Origin of the sequence: Streptomyces sp. NPDC056987, from assembly GCF_042673865.1 — a bacterium.
Classification (GTDB): domain Bacteria; phylum Actinomycetota; class Actinomycetes; order Streptomycetales; family Streptomycetaceae; genus Streptomyces.
This window is the reverse complement of record NZ_JBHURV010000003.1, coordinates 307,631-322,857: the sequence shown is the minus strand read 5'-3', so window position 1 is coordinate 322,857 and position 15,227 is coordinate 307,631. Positions and strand designations below refer to the sequence as shown.

Sequence of the window (15,227 nt, the reverse complement as noted above, 5' to 3'; positions counted from 1 at the left end):
CCCACCCGCCCTACACTAACTATAATTGGAACCCCCGGGTGCCCACCACCCGGGTTTTAGCAAAGACCCCCCCCCGCCCCCCCTGGCCGCGGGCTTCTCCCATGGGCCGCGGGTTTCTCTCTTGTCGCGGCGGCCCGACCCGCTTTATAGTCAACATGACCATTAAGGAGGCGGGCGTGAGTCCACTGCTGCCCCCCACCGGTCACCGCCGGGGAACCTGGTCCCACGGGGGTGGACCAGGTTCCCCGGTTCCGCGAGGGCGACGATGAAGGCGCCCGAGCGGCGCGCCGCCGCGGCCGGGGACCCGCCCTCCTACGACGCGCCGCCGTACGACCCGTCCGCGTTCGAGCCCTTCGCCGTCACGGTCGACCTCGCCGTCTTCACCGTGCGCGACGGCCGGCTCCACGTCCTGCTCGTCGAGCGCGGCGAGGCCCCCTACCGGGGCGACTGGGCCCTGCCCGGCGGCTTCGTCCAGCCGAAGGAGTCCGCCGGGCAGGCCGCCCGCCGTGAACTCGCCGAGGAGACCGGCCTGTCGGAGGAGACCGCGGGCGCGCTCCACCTCGAACAGCTGCGCACCTACAGCGCCCCGGACCGCGACCCACGGATGCGGGTCGTGTCCGTCGCGTACGCCGCCCTCGTGCCGGACCTGCCGGAGCCGCGCGGCGGCGGGGACGCCGCCCGCGCCCGCTGGACCGAGTTCGGGGACCGCGGCTCCCTCGCCTTCGACCACGACGACATCCTCGCCGACGCCTACGACCGCATCGGCGCCAAGCTCGAATACACCTGTCTCGCCACGGCCTTCTGCCCGCCCGAGTTCACCCTGGGCGAGTTGCGGCAGGTCTACGAGACCGTCTGGGGCGTGGCACTCGACCGCCCCAACTTCCGGCGCAAGGTCCTCACCACGCCTGGGTTCGTCCAGGCGCTGGAAGGGCCGCCGCGCCGGACGGGTGGCCGCGGGAAACCCGCCGCGCTCTACCGCGCGGGCGCCGCCACCACGCTGCACCCACCTCTGCTGCGACCGGAAGGACGGACGGCATGATCATCGCGAGGACCCTCACCAAACAGGCCGCGACGGGCACCCTCATCGGGCTGGCGCTCGGTGACGCCCTCGGTTTTCCCACCGAGTTCAGCGACGTCCCCTCGATCCTCGCCAAGCTCGGCCCCTGGCGCGAGATGCCGCTGCCGAAGCCCGCCGTCGTCACGGACGACACCCAGATGACGCTCGCGTTCGCCCGCGGCATCAGGACCGCGATGGACCGCGGTGTCCTCGGGCCGCTCCGCCTGGAGCGGCCCGTACGCGACGAGTTCGTCGACTGGTACCACTCCCCGGACAACAACCGCGCCCCCGGCGCCACGTGCATGAAGGCCTGCATGCTCCTCGACAGCGAGCGGCCCTGGCAGCGCGCCAGCCAGATCCACTCCAAGGGCTGCGGGGCCAACATGCGCGTCGCCCCGATCGGCCTCGTCCCCGGGCTGAGCGACGAACAGCGGGCGGGCGCCGCCCAGTTGCAGGCCGCGCTCACCCACGGCCACCCGACCGCCCTCGCCGCGTCCGACCTCACGGCGCGCGCCGTCTACCTGCTCTCGCACGGCGGTGAGCCCGGCGCGCTGATGGGCCAGCTCCGCAGTTACGCGTACGAGAACCGCGAGCACTACCGCCAGCGCTGGCTCGGCGACCTGTGGACGTACGCCGCCGACGCCTCGCCCGAGGAGTTCATCGCCCGCGGCTGGGACGACTGCCTGGAGGTCCTCGAACGCCTCCAGCAGGCCCTGCGCTCCCCGTCCCCGGAGACCGACCCCTGCCTGGCCACCGGGGACGGCTGGATCGCCGAGGAGGCCCTGGCCACCGGACTGCTCTGCTTCCTGCTCTTCCCGTCCGACCCCGTCACCGCGGTGCGCCGGGCCGCCTGCACGCGCGGCGACTCGGACTCCATCGCCTGCCTGACGGGCGCCTTCGCGGGCGCGTACCTGGGCGCGGGCGCCTGGCCCAAGGAATGGGCCGAACGGATCGAGTACCGCAGCGACCTCATGTCGCTGGGAGCCCTCTGGGACTCTTGACCCATGCGGACCGAAGAGATGAGCGCGGACGAGCGGGACCACCCGGCGGGGCCGGACCACGCCGGGGAGCGGAGCCGTGCCGACCGCCTGCGCGCGGCCGGGCTGCCGGTCACCGACCTCGGCCCGGTCCTCGCCGCGGAGACCGACCCGCTGCTGTTCGCCACGGTCTCCGGGGCGCATCTGTACGGCTTCCCCTCCCGCGACTCGGACGTGGACGTCCGCGGTGCCCATCTGCTGCCCGTCGCCGCGCTGATCGGGCTCAGGGAGCCGGAGGAGACCCGGTCGCGGATGGCCGACCGGGACGGTGTGGAGACCGACCTCGTCACCCACGACCTGCGCAAGTTCGTCCGGCTGATGCTGCGCCGCAACGGCTACGTGCTGGAGCAGTTGCTCTCGCCGCTGGTGGTCCGCACGTCCGAGGCGCACCGGGAGCTGATCGCTCTCGCGCCCGCCGTGCTCACCAGCCACCACGCCCACCACTACGCGGGGTTCGCCCGTACGCAGTGGCGGCTGTTCGAGCGGACCGGTGAACTCAAGCCCCTGCTCTACACCTTCCGCGCGCTGCTCACCGGCGTGCACCTGATGCGCGGCGGCGGGATCCTGGCGCATCTGCCCACCCTGCTGGGGGAGGTGGCGGCGCCGGGCTATCTGCCCGAGCTGATCGCGGCCAAGGCGGAGGCCGAGCACGCCCCGGCCGCCGGGCCCGGCCGGGACCGGCTGGAACGGGACGTGGAGGCGCTGCGCGCGGTGCTGGACGAGGCGCGCTCGGCCACGGCCCTGCCGGACGGCGGCGCCGGCCACGAGGCGCTGCACGACTTCGTGGTCCGCGTCCGGCTCGCGGGCTGATCCGTACGCGGCCACGCGGCTGCGGGCTGCGGGCCACGCGGCTGCGGGGCTACGGTGCTACGCGTCGGCCGAGGCGCGGCGCGTACGGATCAGGAAGTCCTCCACCCGGGCCCGGTCCGGCTCGACAGGCAGCGGGGAACGCCCGACCGCCGCCTCCGCCTCCGCGATCAGCCCGGCCACCCGGCGCGCCACCTCGGGCCAGGGCACCTCGCCGCGCTTGACCGCCAGCAGCGGCTCGCGCTCCGTACCGACGTCGATGACCAGTTCGCCGGTACGGAGCAGATCGCGGCAGGAGGCGAGCAGCCGGAGCAGATGCATGGCGGGCTTCCAGCGCGGGGCGCCGCCGCGCCGGACGTCCGTCTCCAGCTTCCTGTGCTGGCTCTCCGCGTACCGGACGAAGGTCCCGTACGCCTGCCGCGAGAGGAACGCGTCGCGCAGCGCGAGCAGTTCGCGGCCCGTGGCGTCGACGTGCTCGACGAGCGGAGAGTGCAGACACTCCAGGACGTTCGGGTTGGTGCGCAGCGCGAGGGAGCAGAAGCGTTCCAGCTCCCAGGAGAACTGCTCGGGCGCGGGCCCCTCGACGTGGCGCGGCGGCTTCTCGAAGCCCCAGTACGACGGCGTCGGGGCGAGGAAGACCCCGCGCCGGTCGGTGTCGCTCTCCTCCGTCGCGAGCCCGAAGGCGCGCGAGCCCATGACGCACGCGTAGACGGTGTGGTCGCGGACGAGAGCCTCCGGCGAGGGGGCGGACGAGGGCGGCGTGGAGGGGGAGGGCGAGGTCGAGGGCGAAGGGGAGGACGAGGCCATGCGCGCGAGCGTACGGGCCTGCGCGGGAGGCCGTCGGCCGGGAGGTCGTTAGTCTGGACGGAGCACTCGATCATTCAGGGAGAACGCGGTGGCGGTACGAGCGGTTCGCGGAGCCGTCCAGTTGGAGCGGGACGAGTCCGGGCACATGGACGAGCAGGTCAAAGCGCTCCTCACCGCGATCCTGGAGCGCAACGGACTCACCGCCGACGACCTGATCAGCATCTGGTTCACGGCCACGCCCGATCTGCACAGCGACTTCCCGGCCGCCGCCGCGCGCGGCCTCGGCATCGTGGACGTACCGCTGATCTGCGCCCAGGAGCTGGACATCGCCGGCGCCCTGCCGCGCGTCGTCCGCGTGCTCGCCCACATCGAGTCCGACCTGCCCAGGTCCGAGGTCGCGCATGTCTACCTCGGCGCCGCCGCCGCTCTGCGCAAGGACATCGCCCAGTGAGAACCGCCCTCGTCATCGGGACCGGTCTGATCGGCACCTCGGCCGCGCTGGCCCTGGCGGGCCGCGGCGTCACCGTCCACCTCAGCGACCACGACCCCTCCCGGGCCAGGACCGCCGCCGCCCTCGGCGCCGGTACGGACGAGCCGCCCGAGGGCCCCGTGGACCTGGCGATCGTCGCCGTACCGCCCCGGCACGTCGCCGCCACCCTCGCCGGTGCGATCCGCGCCGGCGTGGCCCGCGGCTACCTGGACGTCGCCAGCGTCAAGGACGGGCCCCGGCGCGAACTGGCGGCGCTGGGCATCGACACCGCCGCGTACATCGGGACGCACCCCATGGCGGGCAAGGAGCGCTCGGGCCCGCTCGCCGGGACGGCCGACCTCTTCGAGGGGCGGCCCTGGGTGCTCACCCCGACCCGGGAGACCGACACCGAGGTGCTCAACCTCGCACTGGAGCTGGTCTCGCTCTGCCGCGCCCTGCCCGTGGTCATGGACGCCGAGGCGCACGACCGGGCGGTGGCACTGGTCTCGCACACCCCGCACCTCATCTCCTCGATGGTCGCGGCCCGACTGGAGGCGGCCGACGAGAGCGCCGTACGCCTCTGCGGCCAGGGCATCCGCGACGTCACCAGGATCGCGGCCTCCGACCCCGCGATGTGGGTCGAGATCCTCTCCGCCAACGCGGGCCCGGTCGCGGAGGTGCTGGCCGCCGTCGCCGCGGACCTGGACGAGACCGTGGAGGCGCTGCGCGCGCTCCAGTCCGCCGACGAGGCGAAGCGGAGCGGCGGCGCGGCCGGCATCGAGGACGTCCTGCGGCGCGGCAACGCGGGCCGGGACCGGGTCCCCGGCAAGCACGGCGCGGCCCCCACGGCGTACGAGGTCGTGGCGGTCCAGATCAGCGACCGGCCGGGCGAGCTGGCCCGGATCTTCGCCGACGCGGGCCGGGCCGGGGTGAACGTCGAGGACGTACGCATCGAGCACGCGACCGGGCAGCAGGCCGGCCTGGTCCTGGTGATGGTCGAACCGGCGGCGGCGCCCGTGCTCGCCGCGGCCCTGCGCGAACGCGGCTGGTCCATCCGCCAGTGACCGGTGCCGCCGAACGGGTGCGATCGGGGCCCTGAAGACTCGGTAACCTTGTGCGGGGGCGTGTGCGCGTCCCCGCACATCCACCCCGTGATTCAGGAAGGTGTCCGCCCCCCGTGGAAGCTACCCCCGCCCGGACCGCCCAGGCCGCTGTGATCGTCGCCATCGACGGGCCCTCGGGCACGGGCAAGTCGAGCACCTCCAAGGCCGTGGCCGCCCAGCTCGGGCTGAGCTACCTGGACACCGGCGCGCAGTACCGCGCGATGACCTGGTGGATGATCAGCAACGGCGTCGACGTCGAGGACGCCGCCGCCGTCGCGACCGCCGCCGCCAAGCCCGTCCTGGTCTCCGGCACCGACCCGGCCGACCCCACGATCACCGTCGACGGCGTGGACGCCGCGGGCCCGATCCGTACCCAGGAGGTCACCGCCCGGGTGAGCGCGGTCAGCGCCGTCCCGGAGGTGCGCGCCCTCATCACCGGACTCCAGCGCGAGATCGCCGCCGCCGCGCCGCTCGGCATCGTCGTCGAGGGCCGCGACATCGGCACGACGGTCCTGCCGGACGCCGACGTCAAGATCTTCCTCACCGCGTCCCCGGAGGCCCGCGCGGCCCGCCGCAGCGGCGAGCTGACCGGCAAGGAGGCGACCGACGTCGCCACCACCCGGGACGCGCTGATCAAGCGGGACGCGGCCGACTCCGGCCGGAAGACGTCCCCGCTCGCCAAGGCCGCCGACGCGGTCGAGGTGGACACCACGGATCTCACACTCCAGCAGGTCATCGAGTGCGTCGTGACCCTGGTGGAGGAGAAGCGGGCCGCGCGGTGAGCCCGGCGGACGCGCCGCCCTCGAAGCGGGGCGCGGCGATCGGCAGAGGCATCGGCATCGGGTTGATGTACGGGCTGTGGAAGCCGCGGGTGCTGGGCGCCTGGCGGGTCCCGGCGAGCGGCCCCGTGATCCTCGCGGTCAACCACGCGCACAACGTCGACGGCCCGATGGTGATCGGCACCGCTCCCAGGCCGTCGCACTTCCTGGTCAAGAAGGAAGCGTTCATCGGCCCGCTCGCCCCCTGCATGCGCTTCCTCGGGCAGATCGAGGTGGACCGCTCGACCGCCGACCGTGCCGCGATCACCGACGCGCTCCGGGTGCTCGCGGAGGGCGGGGTGCTGGGGATCTTCCCCGAGGGCAGCAGGGGCGAGGGGGACTTCGCCTCGCTCCGTGCCGGGCTCGCGTATTTCGCCGTACGGTCGGGAGCACCGATCGTGCCGGTCGCGGTGCTCGGCTCCACGGAGCGCCCCGGCCGTCTGATACGGGGGCTGCCCGCGCTGCGCAGCCGCGTGGACGTCGTCTTCGGCGACGCCTTCGAAGCGGGGGACGGGAGCGGGCGCCGTACGCGCAAGGCGCTGGACGAGGCCACCGTACGGATCCAGGAGCGGCTGACCGTGCACCTGGAGCACGCCCGGCGCTTCACCGGACGCACCGCGCCCGCCGAGGGCGCCGGGTCCACCGGGTCCGCCAGGACCGGGCCGTAGGAAACACAGCACGACTTCAGTAGTGCGCCGCGAGACGCGGCACACCGATCACGATGAACGAGGTACGGACTTCATGAACGACCACATCGACTCCGGCGACGAGCACGGAGAGCTTGGCGACGCCGAGTACACGGACTTCATGGAGCTCGCCGCTCAGGAGGGCTTCGAGGCCGAGGAGGTGGAGGGCGCGCTGGACGAGGCCGGGCACGGCCCGCTGCCCGTCCTCGCCGTCGTCGGCCGCCCGAACGTCGGCAAGTCGACTCTCGTGAACCGGATCATCGGCCGCCGTGAGGCGGTCGTCGAGGACAAGCCGGGCGTCACCCGCGACCGGGTCACCTACGAGGCCGAGTGGGCCGGCCGCCGCTTCAAGATCGTCGACACCGGCGGCTGGGAGCAGGACGTCCTCGGCATCGACGCCTCCGTCGCCGCCCAGGCCGAGTACGCGATCGAGGCGGCCGACGCGGTGGTCTTCGTCGTGGACTCCACGGTCGGCGCCACCGACACCGACGAGGCCGTGGTACGGCTGCTGCGCAAGGCGGGCAAGCCCGTCGTGCTCTGCGCCAACAAGGTCGACGGACAGAGCGGCGAGGCGGACGCCACCGCGCTCTGGTCGCTGGGCCTCGGCGAGCCCCACCCGGTCTCCTCGCTGCACGGCCGCGGCACCGGCGACATGCTCGACGCGGTGCTCGAAGCGCTGCCGGAGGCGCCCGCGCAGACCTTCGGCACCGCGATCGGCGGCCCGCGCAGGATCGCCCTCATCGGCCGTCCGAACGTGGGCAAGTCGTCCCTGCTGAACAAGGTCGCGGGCGAGGACCGGGTCGTCGTCAACGAGATCGCGGGCACCACCCGGGACCCGGTCGACGAGCTGATCGAGCTGGGCGGCACGGTCTGGAAGTTCATCGACACCGCTGGCATCCGCCGCCGGGTCCACCTCCAGGCGGGCGCGGACTACTACGCGTCGCTGCGCACCGCCGCCGCGGTCGAGAAGGCCGAGGTCGCGGTCATCCTGATCGACACGAGCGAGTCCATCAGCGTCCAGGACCAGCGCATCGTCACGATGGCGGTCGAGGCGGGCCGCGCCGTCGTCGTCGCGTTCAACAAGTGGGACACCCTCGACGAGGAGCGCCGCTACTACCTGGAGCGGGAGATCGAGACGGAGCTGGCGCAGGTCGCCTGGGCCCCCCGGGTCAATGTCTCCGCCCGCACCGGACGGCACATGGAGAAGCTCGTCCCGGCGATCGAGACGGCGCTGGCGGGGTGGGAGACCCGCGTCCCGACCGGCCGGCTCAACGCCTTCCTCGGCGAGCTGGTCGCCGCGCATCCGCACCCGATCCGGGGCGGCAAGCAGCCCCGCATCCTGTTCGGCACCCAGGCGGGCACGAAGCCGCCGCGCTTCGTGTTCTTCGCGTCGGGCTTCATCGAGGCCGGGTACCGGCGTTTCGTGGAGCGCCGGCTGCGCGAGGAGTTCGGCTTCGAGGGCACCCCGATCCACATCTCCGTACGGGTACGGGAGAAGCGCGGGCGCAAGAAGTAGCCGTCCGCCGACCGTGTCGGCGGCATGACGCGGTGGGGCCCGGCACGGACGATCCGTGCCGGGCCCCACCGCGTGACGGCCGTGACGGCGGCCGCTCCGGTGCCCGAAGCGGGCGGACGGCTCAGATCCCGCGGCGCGGGCCCGGCGGCAGCGCCAGCCGGTCGGGCCGTCCCATGTGCTGCTGGCGGGGATCCCGCTGCCAGGATCCCTGGTACTGCGGCTGCGTGTGGCCGAAGCCGCCGTGGCCGCCGTAGAGGTGGTGGGAGGCGCCCAGCCCGGTGCCGAACGCCGTGAAGCCGAGGTTCTCCTCGTTGGTCCGGTCGCCCGGCAGCGCTCTGAAGGACCTGCGGAACTCGGAGTAGAGCGCGTCGTAGATCGGGGTCGTCGAGAACCCGTCCGCTCCGTCCTGCGCCGGGCGCATCGAAGGGATGTGGCTCTGGTACTGCGGGCGGGAGGGGTCGTATGAGTGCACGTACGTGCCAACGACCCCGTCGTCCGTCGGATGCGGGCTGCCCGGGGAATTCGCCTGCTGCGGGAGGGGACGCAGCCGGCGGGTGGGGCGCGTGGCCTCGGTCATGTGCCGGCCAGCGGCATCATGGCGGCGACCAGATTGCCGTTGGCCGCGGCCTTCTCCAGGGCGTCGCGCAGCAGGTCCTCACGGGGCTGCTGGCCGATGGAGCCGACCGGCGCGGCGAAGACCAGCACCCGCTGCGACTTGTTGGCCGCCGTCCGCCAGCCCTCCGTGACCTGGAGCGGCTGGTGGGCCTGCCACCAGGCGGTCGGGGAGCCGCCGCCGGTGCCGGGCTGGAGCACGGCGTGGAGCTGGCCCATGGCGAGCAGCACCGACCAGCCCGGGTTCTGCGCGGGCACCGACTCCAGCGCGTGCACCGGCTGGAAGCCCTGCTCGACCAGGAGCGACAGGAACTCGTCGGTGGTGGAGTCGGAGCCGGGCCGGACGATCGGGGCCGTCGGCTCGACGACGAGGGCGGGATGCAGATCCTCCTCCAGCAGCACCAGCCCGCTGGTGACACCGAGCACCGCCTGTCCGGGAGCCGCGGCGGGGGCCTCCGGCGGCGGGGGCTGCTCGCCGCCGGTGATCGACCGGACGGCGCCCTGGAGCTGGTCCTCGGCGACCTGGACGACCTGGGAGGGGATGCAGGTGGCGTGGGCGAAGGCGAGAACCGCGGTCTCCTCGCCCACGAACAGGACGGTGCTGGTCCGCTCCTGTTCGGAGTCGCCGGGGGTCCGGCAGGAGGTGCAGTCGTAACTGCCCGGGGAGTTCTCGCCGGCGAGCAGCCGGTCGGCTTCCTCGTCGCCGATCTCGGCGCGGACGTCCTCGCTGACATCGAGCATGCGCGGCACGGGTGGCTCCTCGAACTCGGTGCGTGGGCCGGGCTGTTCCCGGCTCGTACAGAGACAACGGGTGACCCGTGGCCCGGGTCACGCGCGGAAGCGCACAGAATCGAACCGTCCGGCGCGCCGCCCGGACCGGTGGCCGGAACCCCTAGCGGCTGGTCAGCCCGTGGAACCGGCGCTTCCGTCGCTCCGGTACACCGCGTCCCAGGCCAGCGGGCGGGCAGGTCGACAAATCGCGATATCGGTGCGTCGTGCGGGTGGCTTGATCCAGTTGCTTCTTTCGGTGTCCTCCGTGTGCGAAACGCGTCAGCGCGACCGATCATACGAATCTGCCCCTACCCGGAACGTTCCGGGCATTCCGCCGCCCGCCCGGGCGCCCGGGCGGCCTCTGCCGGGGCACCCGTACGAGAGAGGCCGGCACCGCATGCACCTCGCCTTCCTGCTCCACAACGCGTACGGCGTCGGCGGGACGATCCGGGCCACCTTCCACCTCGCGGAGGCCCTGGCCGTCCACCACGACGTCGAGATCGTCTCGGTCTTCCGCCACCGGGACCGGCCGCGCCTCGGCGCGCCCGCCGGAGTGCGGCTGAGTCACCTTGTCGACCTGCGGCAGGGCACCCCCGGCGACGAGAGCGGCCACCCCGACCACGCCCGCCCCGCCCGGATCTTCCCGCGCGGCGACGGCCGCCACCGCCAGTACAGCCGCCTCACCGACGCCCGGATCGGCGAGCGGCTCCGCTCCCTGGAGGCCGATGTCGTCATCGGCACCCGGCCGGGGCTCGTCGTCCACCTCGTCCGGCAGGGGCCCGGTCGCGGCCAGGTGCGGATCGGGCAGGAACACCTGACCCTGGACGGCCACGGCCACCGGCTGCGCCGCGAGATCGGCCACCGCTACCGGCTCCTCCACGCGGTCACCACCGTCACCGAGGCCGACGCCCACGCCTACCGGACCCGGCTGCGGCTGCCCGGCGTACGGATCGAGGCCATCCCCAACGGCGTGCCCGCGCCCGCCGTCGCGCCGGCCGACTCCACGGGCCGCTGGGTCGTCGCCGCGGGCCGGCTCACCCGGGTCAAGCGGTACGACCTGCTGGTGCGGGCGTTCGGGCAGGTCGTGGCGGTACGCCCCGACTGGCGGCTGCGGATCTACGGTGCCGGGGAGACCACCGGCGACGAACGGGGAGTCCTCCGCGCGCTCATCGGGGAACTCGGCCTCCACGACCACGTCTTCCTCATGGGCCGCGCCGACCCGCTGGAGGCGGAGTGGGTGAAGGGCTCCGTCGCCGCCGTCACCTCCAGCCGCGAGTCCTTCGGCATGACCATCGTCGAGGCCATGCGCTGCGGGCTCCCGGTCGTCTCCACCGACTGCCCGCACGGCCCCGGCGAGATCATCGCCGACGGCGTCGACGGGGTGCTGGTGCGCAACGGGGACGAGGACGCCGTCGCCGGGGCGCTGCTCCGGCTGATCCAGGACGACGCGCTGCGCCGCCGGATGGGCCGGGCGGCGCTGGTCTCCGCCGCCCGCTTCGACCCGGCGCGGATCGCCGAGCGCCACGCGGCGCTCTACGCGGAGCTGGCCCGCGGCTCCGGGCGGCCCTTCCGCGACGCGCTGCACCGGGGCTCCAGCGCGGTCCTGGGCGGCGCGTACGCCGTCCGCGACCGGGCCGCCGACCGGGTCAGGGGGCGCGGCGGGCCCGGCGACAGACGCGCGGACGGACGCGGCGACGGCTCGCGTGCGGGTTGTGCGGGGAAAGCGTGAATTCGGCCGGGACGTCAATTGTGCGGCCGAGGTTCGCGCCATAACCGTAAAGGAGAATTAAAGGAGCGGGAATTTATGTGATCTTCGGGGTCGTGGACTTATCGAAGAGTCTGGTGTGAGTGCTCCGTAAGAGTGAAGCCGGTCGTGCTCGGGGAGTGTCGGAAGCTGTGACACAAGTGTGACCGCCGGGGGACGCGGGTGTTCCTCTCCCGGTATCCGATCGGCTTCCGATGGCCTCGGAATCGCTTCCTTCCGCGCTCCCCGGCGCCTACGGTGAGTGGCATGGCACCCCTACCGACTCCACCCCGACAGCCCGACGACGCGCCCGAGTCCTATGTCGGACTCGACGCCGAGAGCGCCGAGCGGCAGGCTCGCGGACGCGGCTGGACCCATGTCAGAGCGCTGCCTCCGGGCTCGATCATCACGATGGAGTTCGTGATGGGCCGGCTCAACTTCGAGGTCGACGGAGGCCGGGTGATCCGCTGCTGGGTCGGCTGAGCGACGCCGCATGACGAAGCCCCGGCCGGAGCCGGGGCTTCGTCATACGGCGGGGAGACGGGGGAGAGGCTGTGCGTACCACCCCCGCCGAGGGGCTCAGCCGCCCGCCACGGGCCGGGAGCGGGGCGGCCGGCGGCTGCCGCCCGCCGGGGTCACCGGGGTCCGCTCCGAGCGCACCGCGTGCTGCCGGGGCTGGGTGGTGAGCTGTGCGGCGCTCCTGGCGCCCGCGGGCCGCCCGGTGTGCCCCGTGGGGCCGACGGCCTCGCAGGGCGTCCCCTCCACGGTCTGCTGGGCGCCCTGGGGCACCGTCTCGGGCCGCCTGGGCGCCGGCTCCGTCCCCTGCTCCGTCGCCGGGGCGGTGGGGGCCGGGCCGCGCCGCGCGCGCCACCGCTCCCGTACCGCGAAGACCGCCCGCTCGGCGCGGCCGATCAGCGGCTCCATCCAGGGCAGCCCCAGCAGGATCAGCAGCCCGGCGGCCCAGCCGAGCAGCACATCGCTCAGCCAGTGCGTACCGAGGTAGACGGTGGTCGCGCCGACCCCGAGCGCCACCAGGGACGACATGACCGAGAGATAGCGCCTGGCCCGTGGCGTGGTGGCCAGATAGGAGAGGATTCCCCAGGTCACCACGGCGTTGGCGGTGTGGCCCGAAGGAAATATATCGCCGCCCGCGAAGAGCTCGGCCGAGCCGATCTGCGTCGCGTAGTGGGGGCCGAGCCGCCCGAGACCGAGCTTGACCGCGCCGACGGTCACGTTGAGCAGCAGCAGCGCGGCGCCGAGGGTCAGCAGCGGCCGCAGCGTGTGCTGGCGCCACGAGCGCCAGCCCAGCCAGGCCGCGATCATCACGGCGGTCGGGCCGCGCTGGCCGAGCACCACGAAGTAGTCCAGGTAGGGATGCAGGACCGGCCACTGCTGATAGGGCCGGAAGAGCATGACCTTCCAGTCGATGATCACCAGCGAGGACGAGACGAGCACGGCGACGACGATGGCGAGATAGAACGCCAAGGTCCCGCCGAAGAGAGCCTTACGGGTACGACTCATCCGCGGGATCTCTATCTTCGGCGGTTCCGGCTCCCGGTCCAGGCGGGCAAAGATGTCGGTACGCACGTAAAGGACGTTACAGCGAGTGAGGGAGTGAACCGGTCGATCCGGTCTCTTTGTGATGACGATGTGATGTGGACTATGTCTCGGATCACATTTCCGTTCGGGCCGTTCCGGAAATCTCCAGGGCCCTTCGACCCTATTAATCAGGGCCCCCTTCCAGGGAGTGTCTTTCTGCGGAACCGAATTAGTTCACCGGGGCGTCGCGCGGAATTTCCCTCATGCTCGTGTCGCGCCCGGGGCCCGGTCCTGGCGCGGGCGGCGTGGCGTACGCCACACTCCCTGGTCAGAACGGTGAGAGATGCACCACGCGATCCGCGGGAACACTCGCGTACGCTGTCGGCTCACTCGCCCGCCGATGCCGGGCCGCCCCGTGGGACCCGTTGTCCCCGCCGGCCCGCCGAGCGCGAGGGACGCACTGGGAGGTACGCAGATGTCCGGGACCACCACGGCCGGAGTACGGCCGCGCCCGGCCGCCGGAGGTGCGAACCGCTGGATCGTCCTGCTGGTCCTGTGCGTCAGCCTGCTGCTCGTCGCGCTGGACGCGACCGTGCTGCACGTCGCCGTACCGGCCGTCACCGCGGATCTCCGCCCCAGCGGGGTCGAGCTGCTGTGGATCGTCGACTCCTACCCGCTCGTCTGCGCGGCGCTGCTGATCCTCTTCGGCACCCTCGGCGACCGGGTCGGGCGGCGCCGGATCCTGCTGACCGGATACGCGCTCTTCGGGGCCGCCTCCGCCCTCGCCGCCTTCGCGGACGGCCCGCTCGTGCTGATCGGTGCGCGTGCCCTGCTCGGGGTCGGCGGCGCGATGATCATGCCCGCGACCCTCTCCATCCTGCGCGCGGTCTTCCCCGACCGGCGCGAACGGGCCATGGCCATCGGCGTCTGGACGGCGGTCGCCGCGGTCGGCGCCGCGGTCGGCCCGGTGCTGGGCGGCTTCCTCGTCGAGCACTTCTGGTGGGGCTCGGTCTTCCTCGTCAACATCCCGCTGCTGGCGCTCCTGCTGCCGCTCGGCCGTTTCCTGCTGCCCGAGTCGAAGGGCGCCACCGACGGCCCCTGGGACGTCCTCGGCGCGCTGACGGCCGCGGCCGGGGTGCTCGGGGTGGTCTTCGGGGTGAAGCGGCTCGGCGCGGGGGAGGGGCCGCTCGGTCCGATGACGCTCGCCCCGCTCTGTCTCGGGGTGGCGCTCCTCGTCCTCTTCGTGCGGCGGCAGCGGCGCAGGTCGCATCCGCTGATCGACGTCCGGATGTTCGCCAGGCCGACGTTCTCCACCTCCGTGGGGTGCATCGTCCTCGCCATGCTCGCCCTGGTCGGCCTCGAACTGATCGCCGTCCAGTACCTCCAGCTCGTGCTGGGGCTCAGTCCGCTGGAGACCGGGCTGCGGCTGCTGCCGCTCACCTTCGCCGCCATGGCCGCCGGGGTCACCGGTTCCGCCACGCTGCGGCGGATGGGGCCGCGCCGGATGGTGGCCTGGGGCTTCGTCCTCACCGCGGCCGCCGTCCTGCTGCTGGTCATGATGGGCCAGCACGACCGGCCCGCGCTGCTGACCACCGGGTTCGTGCTGCTCGGCTTCGGGCTCCAGACCACGCTGTTCGGGGCGTACGAATCGATGCTCAGCGAGGCCCCGCCGGAACAGGCGGGCGGCGCCGCGGCCATCGGCGAGACCTCCTACCAACTCGGCGCGGGCATGGGCATCGCCCTGCTCGGCAGCGTGATGAACGCGGTGTACGCGCCCGCCATGGCCTCGCTGAAGGGCGTCCCGCCCGGTACCGGCCCGGCCGCGGCGGACTCCCTCGGCGAGGCGTACCAGGTCGCCGCCCGGCTCGGCGGGCCCGCGGGGCAGGCGGTGCGGGCGGCGGCGCGGGACGCGTACGTCCACGGTCTCCATGTGACGCTCCTGGTCAGCGCGGGGCTGCTGCTGCTCGGCGCGGTGGCCGCGCTCCGGCTGCCCCGGGCCATGGAGTGCGCGGAGCCCGCCGCCGACGCCCGGACGGCCGCCGCCGACGACGCGGGCGGCGCGCCCGCGGCGCACGACCCGCGGCCGCCCACCCGCGGCACCGAGCAGCGCCGGCCGGCCGATCACCGGCCGCCCCGCATGCGGACGCCGTCGGAGCGTGAGCAGGGCGTCTCCGTCGAGGCGGCCGTACCCCTGGGCCGTGGAACCGCCGCGCGGGCCGGGTCTGGACGGGCGCCGCGCTGAGCCGTAACGTCGGCGCGGA

The 15,227-nt window shown here is 73.5% G+C and carries 15 protein-coding genes; 11 read left to right on the top strand and 4 right to left on the bottom strand.

Annotated features, from left to right (window positions below):
* Nucleotides 1-265: 265 nt before the first annotated feature.
* Genes ACFTZC_RS05920 through ACFTZC_RS05910 form a run of 3 tightly spaced genes read left to right on the top strand, consistent with a single transcriptional unit; the run spans nucleotide 266 to nucleotide 2,904 of the window.
* The gene (locus tag ACFTZC_RS05920; protein ID WP_382887204.1) at nucleotides 266-1,039 is read left to right on the top strand and encodes an NUDIX domain-containing protein; all 774 of its coding nucleotides are present in this window, start codon (nucleotides 266-268) and stop codon (nucleotides 1,037-1,039) included.
* Nucleotides 1,036-2,058 (top strand): ADP-ribosylglycohydrolase family protein, encoded by a 1,023-nt coding sequence (locus tag ACFTZC_RS05915; RefSeq protein ID WP_382887202.1) that lies wholly within the window; start codon nucleotides 1,036-1,038, stop codon nucleotides 2,056-2,058. Before ACFTZC_RS05920 ends, ACFTZC_RS05915 begins: the two co-directional genes overlap by 4 nt.
* A gap of 3 nt (nucleotides 2,059-2,061) precedes the next feature.
* Complete coding sequence (locus ACFTZC_RS05910; RefSeq protein WP_382887201.1) at nucleotides 2,062-2,904, top strand: DNA polymerase beta superfamily protein; 843 nt, start codon at nucleotides 2,062-2,064, stop codon at nucleotides 2,902-2,904.
* 57 nt (nucleotides 2,905-2,961) lie between these two features.
* Here the strand turns inward: ACFTZC_RS05910 and ACFTZC_RS05905 are convergent, their stop codons facing one another.
* The gene (locus tag ACFTZC_RS05905; protein ID WP_382887199.1) at nucleotides 2,962-3,708 is read right to left on the bottom strand and encodes a DNA polymerase beta superfamily protein; all 747 of its coding nucleotides are present in this window, start codon (nucleotides 3,706-3,708) and stop codon (nucleotides 2,962-2,964) included.
* Nucleotides 3,709-3,796: 88 nt separating this feature from the next.
* On the opposite strand from ACFTZC_RS05905, the gene aroH reads away from it, so the two are divergent.
* From aroH to der, 5 genes are all read left to right on the top strand, one after another.
* Nucleotides 3,797-4,159, top strand: a complete 363-nt coding sequence (aroH, locus tag ACFTZC_RS05900) for a chorismate mutase (RefSeq protein ID WP_365810432.1) — start codon at nucleotides 3,797-3,799, stop codon at nucleotides 4,157-4,159.
* Entirely contained in the window at nucleotides 4,156-5,241 is a 1,086-nt protein-coding gene (locus ACFTZC_RS05895) for a prephenate dehydrogenase (RefSeq protein WP_382887196.1), read from the top strand. Before aroH ends, ACFTZC_RS05895 begins: the two co-directional genes overlap by 4 nt.
* 113 nt (nucleotides 5,242-5,354) lie before the next feature.
* Nucleotides 5,355-6,062, top strand: a complete 708-nt coding sequence (gene cmk / locus ACFTZC_RS05890) for a (d)CMP kinase (protein WP_382887194.1) — start codon at nucleotides 5,355-5,357, stop codon at nucleotides 6,060-6,062.
* A complete protein-coding gene (locus ACFTZC_RS05885) occupies nucleotides 6,020-6,766 on the top strand; it encodes a lysophospholipid acyltransferase family protein (protein WP_382887193.1) in 747 nt (248 codons plus the stop codon). Before cmk ends, ACFTZC_RS05885 begins: the two co-directional genes overlap by 43 nt.
* 73 nt (nucleotides 6,767-6,839) lie before the next feature.
* Complete coding sequence (gene der, locus ACFTZC_RS05880; RefSeq protein ID WP_382887191.1) at nucleotides 6,840-8,300, top strand: ribosome biogenesis GTPase Der; 1,461 nt, start codon at nucleotides 6,840-6,842, stop codon at nucleotides 8,298-8,300.
* Between the two features lie 121 nt (nucleotides 8,301-8,421).
* Here the strand turns inward: der and ACFTZC_RS05875 are convergent, their stop codons facing one another.
* Together ACFTZC_RS05875 and ACFTZC_RS05870 are read right to left on the bottom strand one after the other, a co-directional pair.
* Nucleotides 8,422-8,877 carry a hypothetical protein gene (locus ACFTZC_RS05875; RefSeq protein WP_382887189.1) on the bottom strand — a complete coding sequence of 152 codons (456 nt, stop codon included), beginning with the start codon at nucleotides 8,875-8,877 and terminating at the stop codon, nucleotides 8,422-8,424.
* Nucleotides 8,874-9,662, bottom strand: a complete 789-nt coding sequence (locus ACFTZC_RS05870) for a hypothetical protein (protein ID WP_382887187.1) — start codon at nucleotides 9,660-9,662, stop codon at nucleotides 8,874-8,876. Before ACFTZC_RS05870 ends, ACFTZC_RS05875 begins: the two co-directional genes overlap by 4 nt.
* A gap of 418 nt (nucleotides 9,663-10,080) precedes the next feature.
* On the opposite strand from ACFTZC_RS05870, the gene ACFTZC_RS05865 reads away from it, so the two are divergent.
* Together ACFTZC_RS05865 and ACFTZC_RS05860 are read left to right on the top strand one after the other, a co-directional pair.
* Entirely contained in the window at nucleotides 10,081-11,412 is a 1,332-nt protein-coding gene (locus tag ACFTZC_RS05865; RefSeq protein ID WP_382887185.1) for a glycosyltransferase family 4 protein, read from the top strand.
* A gap of 282 nt (nucleotides 11,413-11,694) precedes the next feature.
* On the top strand, nucleotides 11,695-11,910 hold the full coding sequence (locus ACFTZC_RS05860) for an I78 family peptidase inhibitor (RefSeq protein ID WP_365810414.1): 216 nt from the start codon (nucleotides 11,695-11,697) through the stop codon (nucleotides 11,908-11,910).
* 96 nt (nucleotides 11,911-12,006) lie between these two features.
* Here ACFTZC_RS05860 and ACFTZC_RS05855 read toward each other — a convergent pair whose 3' ends face one another.
* Nucleotides 12,007-13,014: a phosphatase PAP2 family protein gene (locus tag ACFTZC_RS05855; RefSeq protein ID WP_382887183.1), complete on the bottom strand. Its 1,008-nt coding sequence runs from the start codon at nucleotides 13,012-13,014 to the stop codon at nucleotides 12,007-12,009.
* Between the two features lie 427 nt (nucleotides 13,015-13,441).
* Between ACFTZC_RS05855 and ACFTZC_RS05850 the strand changes: the two genes are divergently transcribed.
* Complete coding sequence (locus ACFTZC_RS05850) at nucleotides 13,442-15,208, top strand: MFS transporter (RefSeq protein WP_382887182.1); 1,767 nt, start codon at nucleotides 13,442-13,444, stop codon at nucleotides 15,206-15,208.
* Nucleotides 15,209-15,227 lie beyond the last annotated feature (19 nt).

Excerpts from the sequence above, each read along its gene's own strand:
- ACFTZC_RS05920 (WP_382887204.1), top strand. The coding sequence starts at position 266 with ATGAAGGCGCCCGAGCGGCGCGCCGCCGCGGCCGGGGACCCGCCCTCC.
- ACFTZC_RS05915 (WP_382887202.1), top strand. The coding sequence starts at position 1,036 with ATGATCATCGCGAGGACCCTCACCAAACAGGCCGCGACGGGCACCCTC.
- ACFTZC_RS05910 (WP_382887201.1), top strand. The coding sequence starts at position 2,062 with ATGCGGACCGAAGAGATGAGCGCGGACGAGCGGGACCACCCGGCGGGG.
- ACFTZC_RS05905 (WP_382887199.1), bottom strand. The coding sequence starts at position 3,708 with ATGGCCTCGTCCTCCCCTTCGCCCTCGACCTCGCCCTCCCCCTCCACG.
- der (WP_382887191.1), top strand. The coding sequence starts at position 6,840 with ATGAACGACCACATCGACTCCGGCGACGAGCACGGAGAGCTTGGCGAC.
- ACFTZC_RS05875 (WP_382887189.1), bottom strand. The coding sequence starts at position 8,877 with ATGACCGAGGCCACGCGCCCCACCCGCCGGCTGCGTCCCCTCCCGCAG.
- ACFTZC_RS05865 (WP_382887185.1), top strand. The coding sequence starts at position 10,081 with ATGCACCTCGCCTTCCTGCTCCACAACGCGTACGGCGTCGGCGGGACG.
- ACFTZC_RS05860 (WP_365810414.1), top strand. The coding sequence starts at position 11,695 with ATGGCACCCCTACCGACTCCACCCCGACAGCCCGACGACGCGCCCGAG.
- ACFTZC_RS05850 (WP_382887182.1), top strand. The coding sequence starts at position 13,442 with ATGTCCGGGACCACCACGGCCGGAGTACGGCCGCGCCCGGCCGCCGGA.